This window comes from Acinetobacter sp. GD03645, from assembly GCF_029845285.1.
Lineage (GTDB): Bacteria > Pseudomonadota > Gammaproteobacteria > Pseudomonadales > Moraxellaceae > Acinetobacter > Acinetobacter corruptisaponis.
Genome location: NZ_JAOCLL010000001.1, coordinates 137,557 through 154,786 on the forward strand (window position 1 = coordinate 137,557; position 17,230 = coordinate 154,786).

Consider the following 17,230-nt stretch of genomic DNA (forward strand, 5'->3'; position numbering starts at 1 on the left):
CTTGCCATATGCCCCACCTGTCCTATGCACACACATGGCAAGTATTTATATTGTTTAAAACAATGTATTAATTTTAGCTTGAATTCATAACATGACGGATTTTAATAAGCTATAACACACCTTAATACACCCGCTAAAATGCTTTATTTTGATTATGCTGAACTATTGAAACAATGTAATCTCATCCACGTCCGTTGTGTACAGAATCCATTTATATCCATTGATTCATAATGAAAAGGTCAACTCAACCCTTGAACCTTTTTTCTCTGGCAGGCTTTGGAAATGCAGCGTTGCCGAAAGTTCTGTTGCTCGCTCCCTCAGGTTTTTCAGCCCATTCCCCTCAGACTGGTTAGCTTCACCATCAAATCCAGCACCATCATCACAAATGACTGAAACCAGTTGTGAATCAACCAGGCTAATGTCAATGATTACTCTCTGGGCATTGGCATACTTCATTATATTACTGATGATTTCCCGAAGCATAGAAATATAATGCCTGTATTGTGCATAACTCAAGGTGATGGGTACATCTCCAAGCTTTTGTTGCCAATTCAGTTCTATCCCACAACTTTGCAGGCGGGTCGCAACCTCATGCTCAAACTCCTGCAAAATCACATTTAACTCAACACCCGTACCCAATAACCCATTGACAATGGTGCGCATTTCAGCAATCGCCTGACGAATGGCCTGCTTGGCTTGATCCACATCTTTCTGGTAGAGGCCTGATAATAATTTTGCCCCCAGATCATCATGTAAGTCACGGGCGATACGGTGTCTTTCCTCACGTACACCATTATCATAAGCAACCCGACTCTCTACTGCCTGAGCTAAAAACGGCAATAGATTCTGGATCAGTTGCTGGTCATATTCACTAAACAAGCGGCGGCCTTGCTGCGGATAGCTGAGACGCATCGCCGCCAGCCCTGCCACCTGTGGGGTATACAGCACCAGTCCGTTGTCTTCAATTTGGCTATGATTTGTCTGTTCACTTATTTCAAGGTTTAATGGCTGAAACAGGTCATTCAACAAGGCTTTCCACTGTAGCTGTCTTTCCTGTTCATTCACCGCAAAACTGACCTGCAAGATTCGTTCAAACAGTTCGCTGTCGGATAACTTTTTGCGTTGTAACAGGCGTGCCTGTAGCCAGCCACGGATAGGCAGCCAGACCAGACCACAAATCAGGATGGCCAGACTGAGTGACATGAGTGGGCTTAACATCATCACCAGAAAGGCATCCAGCAACACCAGTAAAATCGCTCCTGCCAGCCAGTACAGAATTCCGAACGCCCAACGGTCCAGACTAAATAACTGATAGCGTTTTAAGCCAATCGCAATACCAATCGTCACAAACATGAAGAAACCAAACGAATAGCCTTGCGACATATTAAGCTGGATGTCAAGTAGCTGGGTACTCTGAACCAAAAATACAAATGCGCCACTACTGACCAGAATCCATAAAGCAAACCAGCGCAATGCCACTTTTGCCCGTGGATCATGTCTGTTTGCCCGCCATTGCCAAACCATACATAAAATTGCGCTCAGCATTTGCAGGGTAACGGGTAAATCGCCCCCCATGCTTGGTTCAGGCAAAAGAAATAAGGTATCGAGCAACCACCAACCAGAGAAAAATATCGGTATTGCCCACAACCATTGGGTTCTAATCAACTGCTTTGGGTACACCAGGAATAGACTGATTAATGCACAGCCATATAGCAATGCGCCACCCGTATTGATTGCGACAAGTACCCGAAATAATTCAGCATTTAAAGCCAGATCACGGGTGCTATAGATGGCTGCGGAAAAGGCAAATACGGGATAGGCTGCATTAAGTAAGGCAAAAACACGGGGGGCGATTTCATTGGGACGCAATGCCCAAATCCAGCAGCCCAGTAAAAATCCAATCGAACTGACAGCAAGCTGAAACCAGAACTCAAAAGGTAAATCCCGAAGCGTTCGTTTAGGCTGAATATTGACAGGATATGGCGTTGAGCTTGAATGATCGCCTGACTGCAAAAATATTTGCTGATGCTGGCTCATCAGTTGATGAACTTGACTCTGCTTAATAAAAAATTGCTGCATCTCAGGATAGGTTGCAACAAAATGGGGGTCTTCAGTAAAGTCATTTGCATTGAGTAGTATTGGATTTTGTTCACCTGCTGCTGAAATCGCAACTGAATCCACATCCTGTAATATCAATCGCTCCCCGTCAAATACCGAAATTTTCTGGCGTTCTTTGACTTCAAAGCGTAAATGGCTACTGGGCTGATTTACCGCACAATAGATGACCGCAATAAGGGCCAACGACAACCCTAAAATGGCATAAAACAACCGATCCGCTGGTGTTTTGCGATGCAAAGCCATGTATCACCACAATATGAGTATCCTTTCTGTGAACTAATGATAATCCAGAACATATAAAAAAGGATGCTGTGACAGCATCCTTTCTGACGAAAACAGTGTGTTATTCAATGTTTAGCATACTGCTCAAGGTTTCAGACACATTCTTCGATTTCACTTTCGGCTGCAATGCTTTAAGCGCTTGCTGTACTTGACTGCGTTGTGGTTCAGCCAAAGTGTACCAGCGAGAAAGTACCTGTAATAAACGGGAGCCTAAAATTGGGTTTTTCTCATCCAGATAACCTGCCAGTTCAATAAAATGATCTACACCAAAACTCCACGTATTGACTGGATTATTTGATAAACCACCACTGACAGAACGGATACGGTTTGGTGTGCCCAAGTCATAATTGGCATGTTGTGTCAGATATTTGATGGTTTCCTCAGTTGCATTTGGATTTGAGGATTGAATGCTAAACCATTGATCCAGCGACAAGGCTTCATCTTTAAAACGATTATAAAAGTCATCCAAAGCATCTTGAGCCTGTGGTGCATCATTCCAGACCAGCACACGCAATGCTCCCAAACGTTCAGACATATTGCCCGTGTTTTGATACTGCGCATAAGCCAAATCAAATACCGATTCATCACCCTGACGTGCCAGCATATTTAGCATGATATTTTTAAGCGCCCGCACACCCATCGCCAAAGAGAACTCTTTTTGCATCTCTGGATCTAAAGATAGATAGGTGTCTTTCCAGAATGAACCCAACTCACGAGCCAACCTATCTAGCACTGCTTCACGTTTCTCACGAATAAGCGCAGGTTCATAATCCTGGTCAATACGGCTACCCAAGTAGTTTTCACTTGGTACATCAAACAGGCGTGAGGCAAGCAAAGGATCTTTATTGACCAATTCAGGCAAGGTATTTTTAATCGCCTGAATATAGGCATCGACCTTATGGTCTTGCATTAAGATGCGTTCCAGCAAGGTTTGTGTGGCTTGCCACTGGTTAAAACCGTTGGTTTCGTGCTGAATCAGGAAAGCAAGATCATCATCTGAATAGTCAAACACCAGATTGACGGGTGCAGAGAAATTACGCAATAACGATGCAACAGGTTGTGTAGTCACGCCTGTAAATTCAATACTCGCCTCATCCTGATCAAATAGATACATCCCATCCTTGACATCATTGACGAAGAGATCAGGGCTATGCAAAGTATATTGCTCGCCAGTATTGGCATTGAATAATGCTAGAGCCACAGGAATTGGAACGGCTTTTAAATTTGGATATTTAGGATGTGCTTTTAGGCTTTGTTTGAAGCTAAGACGATAGGTCTGTGCAGCCGCATCATATTCACCTTTGGCTTCCAGCTTTGGTGTACCTGGCTGGTTATACCAGATCAGGAAATTAGTTAAATCGACACCTGAACCTGCGCTTAATGCAGCAACCCAGTCTTCCACCGTCACCGCCTGACCATCATGACGACGGAAATATTCATCCGTTCCTTTACGGTATTTTTCCTTGCCCAGCAAGGTCGCCATCATGCGGTTAATTTCCGCACCTTTCTCATAAACCGTTGCCGTATAGAAGTTATTAATTTCAACAAAATGGTCTGGGCGTGGCGGATGCGACAGTGGACCTGCATCTTCAGGAAATTGATGCGACTTCAACACCGCCACATCATCAATACGCTGGACTGCTGCCGACTGTAAATCCTCAGAGAAAGACTGGTCACGGAAAACTGTCAAACCTTCCTTTAGACACAACTGGAACCAGTCACGGCAGGTAATACGGTTGCCTGTCCAGTTATGGAAATATTCATGGGCAATCACTGACTGCACCCGCATAATGGCTGCATCAGTGGTGTATTCCTCATCGGCAAGCACACATGAGGTATTGAAGATATTTAAGCCTTTATTCTCCATTGCACCCATATTGAACTGGCTCACTGCCACGATCATATAGTTGTCGAGATCATAAGGACGGCCATAATGTTCTTCATCCCAACGCATCGAATGTTTGAGGGCTTCCATTGCGATATGACATTTTGGAATATCTTTTTCAATCGCATAGATTTCCAAGGCAACATCACGACTTTCCGAAGTGGTATAACGATCTTTGAGTACCGCCAGATCACCAATCACACATGCAAATAAATAGCTTGGCTTTTTGGTCGGGTCTTGCCAGATGGCAAAATGGCGCTCCTCTCCCACTTCACCTGTTTCCAGCAAGTTCCCATTGGCTAGCAAGACTGGATATTTTTTGTCAGCTTCGACACGGGTGGTAAACTCCGCCAACACATCTGGACGGTCTGGATAGAATGTAATTTTACGGAAGCCCTCAGGCTCATTCTGCGTGACAAACAAGTCACCTGCCTTATACAAACCCTCAAGCTGGGTATTTGATTCAGGATGAATAATCACTTTGGTTTGCACAATGACCTGATCTGGTGCATCGGTGATCACCAATTGTTCACTGTCCAGTTGATATTGACCAGCATTCAACAACTGTCCATTCATTTGAATGGATTGTAGCTCCAGATCACGACCCAACAATACCAGTTCACCCGCTGCCTGACGTTTCATAACCAGTGTTGAATCAACAATGGTGTGATCATCATAGACCTGAATGTCCAAATGAATCGACTCAACCAGAAAAGCGGGCTTTTGATAGTCTTTTAAATAAATGGTTTGATCTGCCTGTACAGGAGGTTGTGCCGCAATATTCATCAGTATTCCTTATCTTTAGTCATGTCTTTTAGATGGTCTTGTTGGCAAGACTCGTAATGACTTGATCATACGCCAACTGATACAACCTGTCTTTAAGACCCAGTATGAGTTTTAACAATTTTATTGGGCTGAACTCCGTCATTTTCAAATCAAATTGAGTCAATGTGCTGATCGTTTAGACAAAATTACAACATAGTTTTCCATTCTTAAATAAAAACTACAGAAGTAATTGCCTTTCATCGCTCAACTTACATTTTTTCCCAGACTTTTACATTTTGTGCACGGTTATTGCTTAATGATATATGCCAATGTAGGTATATAAAATAACAAGCGAGGGTTACTGTTATGGAATTAAAAGCACATCTGTATCGTCTAGAAAATATTAAGGCAATCCATGATCTTGCTGCTGCGGGCATTGATCATCATGTGATTTCAGTATTCTTATCAGCGGAGGGTATTGATCTTAGCGCCCTGGAAGTTACCAATATCGTGAATACCTATGATGCGCTTGGAAAAGAAAAAGTACCAAGCAAAAAAGTGCAGGCACTGATTGCCGCGAAAAAAATCGGTCAGGAGGACGAAAATCTACCGTGCCCTGTTTAGTTTAGTCAATAAAAAACCTCGAACCCATTTGGATTCGAGGTTTTATTTTTAAATAAAATTAAGGATTTCCACTGTCTGTACGAATCCAAACCTGAGTACGGCCCAATGCGGAAATACCTACATATCCACGCATACGTAAACGTTTACCGTCAGTACTTAAGTTCGCCTTGCCCTTATAGATTTTGCCGCTTTTTGCCTCTAACACCTTTCCGTCAACATAAGCATTTGGCTTATCGGGATCTTCCCTAAATCCAGACAGAATTTCCAAACCCAGAATTGGCTGATTGGTATAAGGCGGAGGACATTTTGTACAATGAGTTAACGCAGCTCCACCAGGAACAGGATAACGATAAGCAATTTTACCGTGGTAACGACCATCAGCACCTTTCTTGATTTCTACAATTGATAGTTGTTCACCAGTTCGGTCATCAATACTTTTCCAGAAACCTTCAATTGATGCAGCAAAACCAGTCACGCTGGCAAACGCAATAGTCAAACCCACGATTCCTTTCATGAGTACACGATTTAACATATTATCTCCGTTAACTTTAAATGACACTTCGTACTTATTAGACTTGATTTAAAATTTTATTCATTAAATCAAGTTTATCTTACCCTATACCATCAGGTTTTTTTATAGTTAAATCAGCTTAAATACGACTTAATATTTAGACTCATATTTAAGGGTTTGCACTGTCTGTACGAAGCCAGACCACGGTGCGGCCCAATGCAGAAACCCCCATATAACCACGCATGCGCAGGCGTTTACCCTCACCACTCACCACAGCCTTACCTTTATAAATTCGTCCAGATGTAGGTTCCAACACTCGACCATCAATATAAGCATCTGCTTTATCTGGATCTTCCCTAAATCCAGACAAAATCTCCAAACCCAGAATGGGTTTATTTGTATTAGGCGCTGGACATTTGGTGCAGTTGGTTAGTGCAATACCATGTGAGTTTGGATAGCGATAAACGATTTTTCCATGATAACGACCATCGTTTCCTTTACGGATTTCAACAATTGACAGTTGTTCACCTGTACGTTCTTCAATACTTTTCCAGTAACCCTCGATAGAGGCTGCAAAAGTTGTTAGGCTTGCACAAGCAATAGAGAATCCCACGATGCCTTTTATGAGCATACGATTTAGCATAGTAACCCCGTCATTTAAAAAGAAACACATTTATCTTTATAGAACCAATTTTATATAACTTATCACATTTTTAAATCAACTAACTTTGACGCCCCAGTTCGAAGTTTTATGGATTTGCATGTTCCGTTCGAATCCAGACCACAGTACGCCCCAAAACAGAGATTCCCATATAACCACGCATACGCAGACGTTTACCATCACTTGTCACCACGGCCTTGCCTTTATAGACACGGCCACTGGTGGGTTCCATGATTTTACCGTCAATATAGGCATTTGGGTTGTTGGGATCGTCTTTCAGCTCAGATAAAATCTCCAGCCCCAAAATCGGTTGGTTGGTATAGGGTGCGGGACATTTAACACAATGGGTCAATGCCACACCATGAGGGTTTGGGTAACGGTAAACGATTTTTCCATGATATAGCCCATCGTTTCCTTTGCGGATTTCAACAATTGACAGTTGCTCTCCAGTACGATCATCCACACTTTTCCAATAGCCCTCAATTGGTGTTGCATAAATAGCAATACTTGAGAAAAGTAGTGTCGCGCCCACAAAACATTTTTTTAATAAATTTTTGTGCATAAAAGCCCCCACTGGCGCAGATATAAATAATATATGCACCTAAACCGTTAAAAATTAATGGCTAAAAATGCTTAGGGATTTGGGCTGTCCGTTCTAATCCAGACCTGGGTACGTCCCAGGGCGGAAATCCCCATGTAGCCACGCATACGCATACGTTTGCCATCAGCACTGAGTTGTGCCTTACCTTTATAGATATTGCCTGTTTTGGGTTCCAGAACACGACCATCAATATACTGGTTTGGGTTCTTTGGATCTTCTTTTAATCCCCAGGCAATCTGGAGACCTAGGATGGGTTTATTTTTAAAAGGTTCAGGGCACTTGACACAGTTGGTCAGTGTGGCTCCCCCATTTAGGATGGGATAACGATAGACAATGGTTCCTGTATAAGTACCATCAGGTTTCTTTTTAACTTCGACAATTGAAAGCTGCTCGCCTGTACGGTCATCAATGCTTTTCCAATACCCTTCGGGTGTTGCAGCAAAACCACCTGTTGAGAGCACCGCCAAAGAAATTCCCATGATTCCATTCATGAGTGAGTTTTTTTGCATAAAACGCTCCATAATGCAAAATAGTTCCGTCTTATATATATTTATTCTAATGTGTATAGACAGTCAACACGATCAATGGATATTTGACTGTCTAAAACGAGCGTAAATTTTAACTAATTCACATATTTAAAAATAAACGATTAAGGTGACGCACTATCAGTTCTAATCCAAACCACTGAACGGCCAAGTAAAGAAACTCCGATATAGCCTCTTAATTTTAAACGTTTCCCATCTGCACTCAGATGTGCTTTCCCTTTATAAATTTTGCCAGTACCTGGATCAAGCAACTTCCCATTTATATAATTACTAGGATCTTTAGAATCCTGCGTAATGCCTGTCATAATCTCCAAGCCTAAACGGGGTTTATTGGTATAAGGAGGTGGACATTTTACGCACAATTCATTGCCTGAACCCCCTCTAACATTTGGATATACATAAACTGTTTTGCCCCGAAAGGTTCCATCCGCAGCTTTTTTAATTTCTATAATTGCAAGTTGCTCACTCGTACGATCATCAATACTCTTCCAGTAACCCTCTATTGAAGCTGAAAAGATAGTGGTTGATAACAGAGATAAAGAAATTCCCACGATTCCATTCATGAATAGTTTTTTTTGCATATGAAACTCCATAATACAGAATAGATCTACCGTATATATTTATTCCAATATCTATAGACAATCAACCAACTAAGGGATTTTTAACTGTCTAAAAATGAAATGAAATTTATACCAAATCCTATATTTGAAAATAAATAATCAAGGTATCGCGCTGTCTGTTCTAATCCAAACCACTGTACGGCCTAAAGCTGAAATCCCAACATAACCACGCATAAAGAGACGCTTGCCATCTGGGCTTAGGCGTGCTTTACCCTTGTAAGTTTTACCTGTTTTGCTTTCAAGGATATGTCCCTCTATATAGTTGTTGGGACGTTTCGGGTCTTCCACCAACCCAGTCAATACTTCAAGTCCCATACGTGGTTTATTGGTATAGGGAGCTGGACAATTCATACAGTGTGTCACCACAACGCCCTGGGCACTTGGAAAAATATGAACAATCTTGCCACGGTAGGTATTGTCAGAAGCCTTTCTAATTTCAATAATCGTCAGTTGCTCACCCGTTCGATCATCAATACTGCGCCAATATCCCTCAATCGAAGCAGCATAAGAAACAATGCTAATAAAACAACCTATTAACCCCAAAACACATTTCTTCAATAATTGGTGACTCATCTTTTCCCCTTTCTGCTCTTTTAAAATAGCATTGAGTGATTACTCTAATCGGCGCGGGAATTTACCATATTTAAAAAAATATCAACGTTATAAAGTTAACTTTTAGCTACAGTTCAGTCTATCAGGTCTCATTTTGGAACTACTTTTTAACGATACAAACTTTGCATCATTGTCTTGGTCCAGCATGTATAATCTTTTTTTTTATAAGTATGGGTTAGACATCAATGGAGTTACAGATTCTACAAAAACAGTTAGATGAAAGTAGCCATTGTCCACTGTGCCATGCTTCCATGTACTGGATTGAGGCGGAACAATACACACATGAACTGCAATTTCATGAATGTAGCCACTGCCAGCATCGCGTTTTTAAACAGGACAGCAACCTAAATTGTCATTGTGCCTCCTGTACAGCACAGCGCAAGAAACAGACCCAACAAACGCGATTGCAGGAACAGCGTAAAAACAAGGTAAAAGATGAAGTCATTTACAGCCTTGATCAGCTGAGTTTTCTCAACAAGTTATTCCTGCTTAGCCTACTGGATCAGTATGCGCGTGAAGATGTCCAGCATGATGAACTCATTCATTGGAAAAATTCCAAATATCACGAAATTACGCCGAATTACCTATTTCAGAACCATCTTGTTCAGGAACTGCTGAAAGCAGGCATTTTAAAACCGCAGGATTCAGGCATTGAGACTGAGCATTATTACTTGAATGTTCGTCTTGATGGTTATGCTGACCCAAGTCTTTTTAGCATCACACAGCAACTTCGTCACTGGTTTTATGAAAACCTGAGTTTGGGTATTCCATTCCAGACCACGGATGAAGTGAAAGATAGTCTTTACCTTGTTCTATATCAGGAAATTGTTCAGTTTATGCAGTTTTACTGCCGTACCTGGGGCATCCAGATTGCAGGGAATCGACATTTTCAGAGTTTCTGTTATCGCTTGATGGAAAACCTTGCAGTGGGACAGATTTACTATTTAATCCAGACTGCACTGGAATATCTGTACAAACAAAAGGCATTGCAGCCCCGAAATGACAAGTTTATCAACACCAACCTGCTCAAAAAGACGCTGGAACAGTATCGGGAACGTGCCTTGACTGAACGCTGGGAAACCTCCACCTTACCAAGACCACATAATATTCCATTTAGTAAAATGAGCGAGATTCTGCTGTTTAAGTTTCTTGGTTATGATGAGCGTATTTTCATACAACCTGTGTGGAAATCATGGCGTAAAATCGAACCACGCCTCAGTTTTTATTCTGTAAAACGTTGCATGTATTGTGGTTCAAATGATCTGGTGGTGGATTATGATGCCAAGGATTATGTCTCGCTGATCTGTCGCCATTGCAAGCATCAAGACCACTATTTCACACGTTAAAGCTTTTAAGGATTTGTGATGTCATCAAAACAACAACTGATTGAACAGATTATTCAGGCGTGGCATGAACTACAGCGACAAACGCCTTTGGTTCAGTGCATGACCAATAGTGTTGCCAATAATTATGTGGCCAATATCCTGCTGGCGGCTGGCGCGTCCCCTGCCATGATTGACAACCCATTTGAGGCGGACAGTTTTACGCAAATCAGTTCAGCCTTAAGTATCAATGTCGGAACACCGACGACTGAACAAACTCAGGCCATGCTGATTTCGGCACAAACAGCGCAACAACATCAAGTGCCGTGGGTGCTTGATCCAGTGGGTTATGGTGCGGTTTTAAAATGGCGGAGTGAAACGGTTGACCAGCTTCTACAATTTCAACCGACCATTATTCGGGGCAATGCCTCTGAAATCAGCACACTTGCAGGCAGCCAGGTACAATCAAAAGGTGTGGACAGCACTCTCGATAGTCAGGATGTCTATGCCCAGGCAAAAAACCTGTTACAACATGCTGAATGTATTGCAATCTCAGGTGAATCGGACTACCTCATTTCCAGACAGCTTGATACCGTGATTAAGGTGAATGGCGGGAGTTATTTACAGCCTAAAATCACTGCAACAGGCTGTGCCTTGGGAGCACTAACGGCGGCATATAGTGCCGTCAGTTCCCCACTCATTGCAGCACTTGCCTCACATACCCATTTCGCAATTGCGGGAAAGCTTGCCTATGATCAGGCACAAACCGTAGGCAGCTTTAACGTCATGTTTATGGATTATGTGCACATGCTTGATGAAAACCTGATTCAGCAATATGTGGATATTGAAATATTGGAATAAGGCCCTGCCATACAAACAGCGCCTTAAGCTTATTTCAACAGCAGATAAATATCCGTGATCAGGTCACATTCGTCCACATCATGGATAAAGTTGTGATAATGGAAAAATACGGGAAAATCGCCAGCTTCCAGTTCCGATTGCGGTAACCAGTCGCGATATAAATGATAGACACTGTCTTTTATATTGTCATGACTGCCTAGATGGCGTATCAACGCATATTTTCCTTTAGGGATGATACCTGACTTAACCCCGTATTGATTTTCAGGCACATCTGTATTGATTGTACCTGCGATATCAAAACGGAATTCTGCGCTTGGCGTTTGTTCAGGGTCCGAGAATGGAATGCCGTAGGTTTTACTTTTCAAGATTGGAGATAAGCCTGTTTCCTTGCGCCACGCAATAAACTGGGCTGCGGTTTCAAAAACACGTTCTGGCGCGCCTAGGTGCGAGATAAATGCGATTTGCTCTTCTAGTCTTTCAACAATGTTCACGTTCATATTGAGTTCTCTCTGAGGTAGGGAAAAAACAAACCTTTGGTGCCAGGATTGCCAGTCTGGCTGTTCCCTAAACGCACTTGGAGTTTGATCAAATGAACGTTTGAATGCTCGGCTAAATGCTTCAGGACTATCAAAACCTGCCTCTAGGGCAATATCAATAATCTTGGTATCAGTTGAGAAAGCGAGTTGGTAGGAAGCCCGTTTAAGACGTGACATCTGAATAAACCTCATCACATTCACACCAGTATTTGCCAGAAAAATACGGTGAAAATGAAACTTGGACAATGTGGCAACCCGACTTAAAGTTTCCACATCAAGTTCATCGTCCAAATGCTGCTGGATATATTCACATACCCTTTGCAATTTCTGGTCATATAGCATCATACATTTAACTTATAAGCGTTCATTTGATAGAGGCTAATTTGCCAGATTCAGATTTTTCAAACTTGATCAGGATTGCGCTTTTAACTCCTCACCTAAATTTCTGCCTTAAAATAATATTCTTTTGGCACATCCAGTATTTCTATACAAATCAGATATACCATTTTCCTGCCCCTATTCAATAAACAACAAGGCTAAACGCACTTGATCATAAGCCATACGTGGACTGGTTGCCTCTACAATTGGACGCAGCTTGATTGAGCCATCTTCAGTGAAATGTTCAGGATTTTGGCGCTTTTGCAATTTCTTATAGATTTTGCGCACCTCTTCCACTACTTCATCGCCAGGATGGGCCACTGAAATATCCAGATTCTGTTCTTTGTGCAAACGTGCCAAATGATTGATGATGGTTGCAGGGGTCAATCCTCTTTCACTGGCAATATCTTCAATATCATAACCCTCTTCAAACAGTGCCTTGGTTTCATCCAGAGTTGCGGTGGCATAACTTTGCTTTCCACCCTTGCTGAGTTTTTTCTCATTACGGCTAATTTCAGTCGGATTTAACGTACCACCACAATGACGGATAAATGCATTTTGCTGTGTGGTTAAATCAACGTTTTCAAAATTGACTTCGGCTTCAGTAGAAAGTTCCTGAAAACGGCGATCCGCCTTAATGGCCAGACTATCCAACTCTAAAGCCTGATCATTAAAACCCAGTAGTTTTAAACCATTCAGGGACTTTAACCGCGACAAGGCCACATAGCCCTGACCTTTTTCAAAGGTATGGGTCAGGTTGATTTCTGCGGCTTCCAGTGTCATGCCCTGACTTTTATGGATGGTGATTGCCCAGGCCAAACGCAAGGGAATCTGCTGAAAACTGGCAATCACCTTACCTGCCTCATTTTCAATCGACCAAGTTTCTGGCTCAACCAATAAGGTTGTGCCATCAGTCAATTTTACTTTAGGCAAAATACCATTCTGATCATCTTCCTCAAAACCAATCACTTCTCCCAAACTGCCATTGATATAGCCCAAATCAAAGTTGTTTTTCACAAACATTACTTTGGCATGCTTTTTTAGGGTCAGTTCTTCAGGCGCGCGTACCGAAGATTTCAATGTTTCAATCAGCTTTTCATTACCATCCAGCACCGCATTAAACTGATGGCTTTCATTGTCAATCTCATTCAAATGTTGATAGTTGATATTATCGACATCCATATTATGGGTATATAAACGGGTAAAGGTTTCACCAATATCGTGCTGGCGTGATTGCTGTAGCGCTCGGATATGGTCAGTTTGAATACTCTGCGCCCGAATCGCATTTAAAATCTGGTTGAGGATTTCATCATCCTGACGGTGTTGTTCAGTCAAATAACACACCCGAAATTTCGCCTCCACCCAGGCCTCAGACATAAAGCAGAATTTATCCCGATTGGCTTCACCATTACGCCCGACTGGTGGCAACTGGAAAAAATCGCCAGCGACAATGACCTGAATACCGCCAAACGCCTCATCACTCTCTTTAAAGTATTTTAATACCTGATTGACCAGATTCAGTTGTTTGGCATGCAGCATTGAGATTTCATCAATGATGAGAACCTGCGCATTTTCCAGATGCTCTTTTAAATATTTGCGCTCTTTCATACGCTTGAGATCATCATCACTCAAACTGTCTTTAATTCCAATACCCGCCCAAGTATGAATGGTCATGCCATTCATGTGGGTTGCAGCAATCCCTGTAGATGCAGTAATCGCAACAGGCACCTTACGTGCCTTTAGATAATTGATGTATTGATTAAGCGTATAGGTTTTTCCTGCACCTGCTGAACCCGTTAAAAAAACATTTTCTCCAGCTTTTAGTAGTTTCAGTGCAGTCTCTTGTTTCATAATTTCATCAGGTAAAAGTAGCAGCCCATAGCTTACCGATTTTTTCTCAAAAATAAAAACCTAAACCGACCTGGAAAACCGCTCATATCTCAGATTGCCATTGACATCCAGATGTTTTCATTTAATGTGTTGATGAATGAATTTAGACTTTATATCAAAAATGAATACTTTAAATTTTTATACTTATCAACCAGATATCCTAGGGGATGGTTATCAGCAACTGACCCTGAACTTTGCTGATGATTATGATGGGAAAGTTGTTGCCACATTGGTTCGAAAAAAAGCTGCTCAAGCAACCAAAAAGGCTGTGTTGTACGTTCATGGCTTTACAGATTATTTCTTTCAAAAAGAAATGGCTGAACAGTTCAACCAGCATGGCTATGACTTCTACGCACTTGACCTTAGAAAATATGGGCGTTCCAAACTCCCCCATCAGACCCTGTATTATGTGCGGGATTTACGTGAATATGATGCTGAAATCAGCAAGTCACTGGAGATTATCGGTCAGGAAAACCATAATCAGGTTTTGCTTGCTGGACATTCAACAGGTGGGTTGATCACAACCTTATATGCAGCACATTATCCTGACCATCGTCTGGTTAAGGCGTTATGGGCAAATAGTCCATTTTATGATTTCTTTAAGAGTATCATTGAGAAAAAAGTGGGGATTCCATTGCTGAGTGAGTTTGGCAAGCGTTTCCCAAATGCCAAGTTTCCAAGTGGCCTAAACCCGTGGTATGTACCAAGTTTGCATAAAAAATTTCATGGTGAATGGGAATTCAATCTGGAATGGAAACCTGAATCCATGCCATTTGTACAATTGTGCTTTGTTCATGCCATCCATGAAGCGCAAAAAGAAATCCATAAAGGCATTACACTGAATATTCCAACCCTGATCATGCATTCACATCAATCCAAATACCCTAAAAAATGGGGAGTTGATGCCCAGCAAAGCGATGTCATTCTTGATGTCAAAGACATGACCAATAATGCAAAAAAAATGAAAGGTGATATACAAACCTTATCAGTACACAACGGCTTGCATGATCTGGTACTTTCAGCCCCAGCAGTACGGGAAAAAGTCTACCAAGACTTATTTGCCTGGCTTGAGCAAAAGATGCCTTAACTCACTTCCAATATAGTGACCTTATAAACCATGAATACAATAGCAGCTTCATTACCTAAAACAGTTTATGCAATTCAACATCTTGCCTTTGAGGATTTAGGTTCTCTGGAAGATGCTTTTTATCAACTTGGTTTCCGCGTCCGTTATTTCGAGGCGGGTGTTGACGATCTTAGCCCAGCCCTCAATTATGAGGGTTTAACCATCATCCTCGGTGGTCCGATTGGTGTTTATGAAACTGAGGACTACCCTTTCCTGATTGATGAGATTGAGTTGCTTAAACAGCGTTTGGCAGCCAATAAACCCACGATTGGTATTTGTCTGGGGGCGCAGTTAATTGCACATGCACTGGGAGCCAAAGTCTATGCTGGACACCAAAAAGAGATTGGCTGGGGCAAACTGGACATTCAGCCTGTTGCTGAAAATATTCTGGCAGCGCTTGAAGATACCCATGTGCTGCACTGGCATGGCGACACATTCGACTTACCAGATCATGCGACCTTATTAGCAAGTTCAGATGTTTATCCTCATCAAGCCTTTGCTGTTGGAAAGCAGATTTTAGCCTTGCAGTTTCATCTGGAAGTCAGTCAACACAGCTTTGAGAAATGGTTAATTGGTCATACTTGCGAAATACGTCATGCCAATTTGTCTATTCCTCAGTTAAGACAGGATAATCTGCTTTATGCAGCCCAATTGGAACATCAGGCACAAAAAATTATCCAGCGTTTTCTAGAAAATCTTAGCCAATAAAGTAAAGTGATGGAAATCAAAAAGCCTAGATGATCTAGGCTTTTTGATTTTTAGAATGATACGTCCTGGATTATTCACCTGCTAAAGAACATTCAAAGTTCGCTTTGTCTACTGAACAACGTGCTTTCTTCAAAACAGACATCATGCCCGCATCGTAGATCCCACGTTGTGTTAGTTCAATACGACCATCACGCATCATTTTTTGGTATTTCAGTTTATCTTCAGGCGTTAAGTCCATTTTATATTTTGCAGGGATTTCAGATTCCAGACGTTTAATGGTTGCAAATGTTTTTGGAAGCTGTTTTACAAACCATTCACGGGATTTTTGACCAAAGCCTGCTGGAAACTTCTCAGGGCGCAATACAAGGTTTGCTGTCACTTGCAGGACAGGGAAATTATACATCACACCGTTCGTACCCAGCCCCTTACTTAACTCTAATGGTTTGTAGGCATAGGCTGGCGCACCAATCATATCAACCTGACCATTATTAAACTTGGCGGCAAAGTTTGAAATGTCAGAAAGTACGGCTTGAGCACCCACACGTTGTACAATCAGTTTCTGTGCATCGTCATAGCCCAAGACAGCAAACTTTTTACCTGCTGCTTTTTCAATTGAGTTGATGCTTTTATCACGAACGAAAATATAAGCTGAGCCTAGTGGTGAAATGCCCGCTACTTCATATTTGTTACCACCAAGATTGGTGGTCATTTTGGCGGCGTTACGTGCATCTGAAACGAAAGTGATTGCGCGCTTTGCAATCTCATCACTTGGAACACCACCTAATGAGTCAATAGAACCCACATATTTATTATATGGACGTGCACGCATGGATGTCATTGCAACCGCATCGCACTTGGCTGCCTTAAAGTCATTATCAGCAACAGCTTCATCTGTAATTGCCATTAAATTGACATCAGCACCCCAGCCTTTTGCTGCCAATGCCCAGTCCTGCATCATTTTATAGGCCTCACCAGACTTTCCCAAGATGTCAAAAACACAGACATCCACTTTTGCCTGAGCAGAAATCGACATTCCCATAAGAGAAGTCGTTACGATGGCTAGTGCAACTTTTTTCATATTTTCTTCCTTTCACAAACCTTATGTTTGTTTTCTTCATTGGGCACTGAATGTGCCTTTCTACTCATAACGATTATCCAAATCATCGTTATTTATTTTTTGCCGCA

General features: G+C 41.9%; 16 protein-coding genes. 5 read left to right on the plus strand and 11 right to left on the minus strand.

What is annotated here, in order from left to right:
* Positions 1 to 225 precede the first annotated feature (225 nt).
* Both N5J47_RS00770 and pepN read right to left on the minus strand, forming a co-directional pair.
* The gene (locus N5J47_RS00770) at positions 226 to 2,361 is read right to left on the minus strand and encodes a two-component sensor histidine kinase (RefSeq protein WP_279958859.1); all 2,136 of its coding nucleotides are present in this window, start codon (positions 2,359 to 2,361) and stop codon (positions 226 to 228) included.
* A gap of 100 nt (positions 2,362 to 2,461) precedes the next feature.
* Positions 2,462 to 5,071, minus strand: coding sequence for an aminopeptidase N (gene pepN / locus N5J47_RS00775; RefSeq protein WP_279958860.1), 2,610 nt, complete (start codon positions 5,069 to 5,071; stop codon positions 2,462 to 2,464).
* 345 nt (positions 5,072 to 5,416) lie between these two features.
* Between pepN and N5J47_RS00780 the strand changes: the two genes are divergently transcribed.
* Positions 5,417 to 5,674 carry a hypothetical protein gene (locus N5J47_RS00780; protein ID WP_267979763.1) on the plus strand — a complete coding sequence of 86 codons (258 nt, stop codon included), beginning with the start codon at positions 5,417 to 5,419 and terminating at the stop codon, positions 5,672 to 5,674.
* A 58-nt stretch (positions 5,675 to 5,732) separates the two neighbouring features.
* Here N5J47_RS00780 and N5J47_RS00785 read toward each other — a convergent pair whose 3' ends face one another.
* The 6 genes from N5J47_RS00785 to N5J47_RS00810 form a co-directional block, all read right to left on the minus strand.
* On the minus strand, positions 5,733 to 6,206 hold the full coding sequence (locus N5J47_RS00785) for a DUF2147 domain-containing protein (RefSeq protein ID WP_279958861.1): 474 nt from the start codon (positions 6,204 to 6,206) through the stop codon (positions 5,733 to 5,735).
* 148 nt (positions 6,207 to 6,354) lie between these two features.
* Positions 6,355 to 6,828 carry a DUF2147 domain-containing protein gene (locus N5J47_RS00790; RefSeq protein WP_279958862.1) on the minus strand — a complete coding sequence of 158 codons (474 nt, stop codon included), beginning with the start codon at positions 6,826 to 6,828 and terminating at the stop codon, positions 6,355 to 6,357.
* 106 nt (positions 6,829 to 6,934) lie between these two features.
* The gene (locus N5J47_RS00795) at positions 6,935 to 7,408 is read right to left on the minus strand and encodes a DUF2147 domain-containing protein (RefSeq protein WP_279958863.1); all 474 of its coding nucleotides are present in this window, start codon (positions 7,406 to 7,408) and stop codon (positions 6,935 to 6,937) included.
* A gap of 71 nt (positions 7,409 to 7,479) precedes the next feature.
* A complete protein-coding gene (locus N5J47_RS00800; protein ID WP_279958864.1) occupies positions 7,480 to 7,956 on the minus strand; it encodes a DUF2147 domain-containing protein in 477 nt (158 codons plus the stop codon).
* Positions 7,957 to 8,096: 140 nt separating this feature from the next.
* The gene (locus N5J47_RS00805) at positions 8,097 to 8,573 is read right to left on the minus strand and encodes a DUF2147 domain-containing protein (protein ID WP_267979768.1); all 477 of its coding nucleotides are present in this window, start codon (positions 8,571 to 8,573) and stop codon (positions 8,097 to 8,099) included.
* A gap of 138 nt (positions 8,574 to 8,711) precedes the next feature.
* Positions 8,712 to 9,185: a DUF2147 domain-containing protein gene (locus N5J47_RS00810; RefSeq protein ID WP_279958865.1), complete on the minus strand. Its 474-nt coding sequence runs from the start codon at positions 9,183 to 9,185 to the stop codon at positions 8,712 to 8,714.
* A gap of 224 nt (positions 9,186 to 9,409) precedes the next feature.
* On the opposite strand from N5J47_RS00810, the gene N5J47_RS00815 reads away from it, so the two are divergent.
* Complete coding sequence (locus N5J47_RS00815) at positions 9,410 to 10,570, plus strand: hypothetical protein (protein WP_279958866.1); 1,161 nt, start codon at positions 9,410 to 9,412, stop codon at positions 10,568 to 10,570.
* An 18-nt stretch (positions 10,571 to 10,588) separates the two neighbouring features.
* Positions 10,589 to 11,407, plus strand: a complete 819-nt coding sequence (gene thiM, locus N5J47_RS00820) for a hydroxyethylthiazole kinase (RefSeq protein WP_279958867.1) — start codon at positions 10,589 to 10,591, stop codon at positions 11,405 to 11,407.
* 29 nt (positions 11,408 to 11,436) lie between these two features.
* Here the strand turns inward: thiM and N5J47_RS00825 are convergent, their stop codons facing one another.
* On the minus strand, positions 11,437 to 12,288 hold the full coding sequence (locus tag N5J47_RS00825) for an AraC family transcriptional regulator (protein WP_279958868.1): 852 nt from the start codon (positions 12,286 to 12,288) through the stop codon (positions 11,437 to 11,439).
* A 171-nt stretch (positions 12,289 to 12,459) separates the two neighbouring features.
* The gene (locus N5J47_RS00830) at positions 12,460 to 14,172 is read right to left on the minus strand and encodes an AAA family ATPase (protein ID WP_267979773.1); all 1,713 of its coding nucleotides are present in this window, start codon (positions 14,170 to 14,172) and stop codon (positions 12,460 to 12,462) included.
* 160 nt (positions 14,173 to 14,332) lie between these two features.
* On the opposite strand from N5J47_RS00830, the gene N5J47_RS00835 reads away from it, so the two are divergent.
* Both N5J47_RS00835 and N5J47_RS00840 read left to right on the plus strand, forming a co-directional pair.
* Entirely contained in the window at positions 14,333 to 15,298 is a 966-nt protein-coding gene (locus N5J47_RS00835) for an alpha/beta hydrolase (protein ID WP_279958869.1), read from the plus strand.
* Between the two features lie 30 nt (positions 15,299 to 15,328).
* Positions 15,329 to 16,045: a glutamine amidotransferase gene (locus tag N5J47_RS00840; RefSeq protein WP_279958870.1), complete on the plus strand. Its 717-nt coding sequence runs from the start codon at positions 15,329 to 15,331 to the stop codon at positions 16,043 to 16,045.
* 70 nt (positions 16,046 to 16,115) lie between these two features.
* Here N5J47_RS00840 and N5J47_RS00845 read toward each other — a convergent pair whose 3' ends face one another.
* Entirely contained in the window at positions 16,116 to 17,123 is a 1,008-nt protein-coding gene (locus N5J47_RS00845; protein ID WP_279958871.1) for a putative solute-binding protein, read from the minus strand.
* Positions 17,124 to 17,230 lie beyond the last annotated feature (107 nt).

What these genes read in the sequence shown, in the direction of transcription:
- N5J47_RS00825 (WP_279958868.1), bottom strand. Translation starts at nt 12,288, where the DNA reads ATGATGCTATATGACCAGAAATTGCAAAGGGTATGTGAATATATCCAG.
- N5J47_RS00810 (WP_279958865.1), bottom strand. Translation starts at nt 9,185, where the DNA reads ATGAGTCACCAATTATTGAAGAAATGTGTTTTGGGGTTAATAGGTTGT.
- N5J47_RS00805 (WP_267979768.1), bottom strand. Translation starts at nt 8,573, where the DNA reads ATGCAAAAAAAACTATTCATGAATGGAATCGTGGGAATTTCTTTATCT.
- pepN (WP_279958860.1), bottom strand. Translation starts at nt 5,071, where the DNA reads ATGAATATTGCGGCACAACCTCCTGTACAGGCAGATCAAACCATTTAT.
- N5J47_RS00785 (WP_279958861.1), bottom strand. Translation starts at nt 6,206, where the DNA reads ATGTTAAATCGTGTACTCATGAAAGGAATCGTGGGTTTGACTATTGCG.
- N5J47_RS00840 (WP_279958870.1), top strand. Translation starts at nt 15,329, where the DNA reads ATGAATACAATAGCAGCTTCATTACCTAAAACAGTTTATGCAATTCAA.
- N5J47_RS00815 (WP_279958866.1), top strand. Translation starts at nt 9,410, where the DNA reads ATGGAGTTACAGATTCTACAAAAACAGTTAGATGAAAGTAGCCATTGT.
- N5J47_RS00830 (WP_267979773.1), bottom strand. Translation starts at nt 14,172, where the DNA reads ATGAAACAAGAGACTGCACTGAAACTACTAAAAGCTGGAGAAAATGTT.
- N5J47_RS00795 (WP_279958863.1), bottom strand. Translation starts at nt 7,408, where the DNA reads ATGCACAAAAATTTATTAAAAAAATGTTTTGTGGGCGCGACACTACTT.
- N5J47_RS00790 (WP_279958862.1), bottom strand. Translation starts at nt 6,828, where the DNA reads ATGCTAAATCGTATGCTCATAAAAGGCATCGTGGGATTCTCTATTGCT.
- N5J47_RS00835 (WP_279958869.1), top strand. Translation starts at nt 14,333, where the DNA reads ATGAATACTTTAAATTTTTATACTTATCAACCAGATATCCTAGGGGAT.
- N5J47_RS00780 (WP_267979763.1), top strand. Translation starts at nt 5,417, where the DNA reads ATGGAATTAAAAGCACATCTGTATCGTCTAGAAAATATTAAGGCAATC.
- thiM (WP_279958867.1), top strand. Translation starts at nt 10,589, where the DNA reads ATGTCATCAAAACAACAACTGATTGAACAGATTATTCAGGCGTGGCAT.
- N5J47_RS00800 (WP_279958864.1), bottom strand. Translation starts at nt 7,956, where the DNA reads ATGCAAAAAAACTCACTCATGAATGGAATCATGGGAATTTCTTTGGCG.
- N5J47_RS00845 (WP_279958871.1), bottom strand. Translation starts at nt 17,123, where the DNA reads ATGAAAAAAGTTGCACTAGCCATCGTAACGACTTCTCTTATGGGAATG.
- N5J47_RS00770 (WP_279958859.1), bottom strand. Translation starts at nt 2,361, where the DNA reads ATGGCTTTGCATCGCAAAACACCAGCGGATCGGTTGTTTTATGCCATT.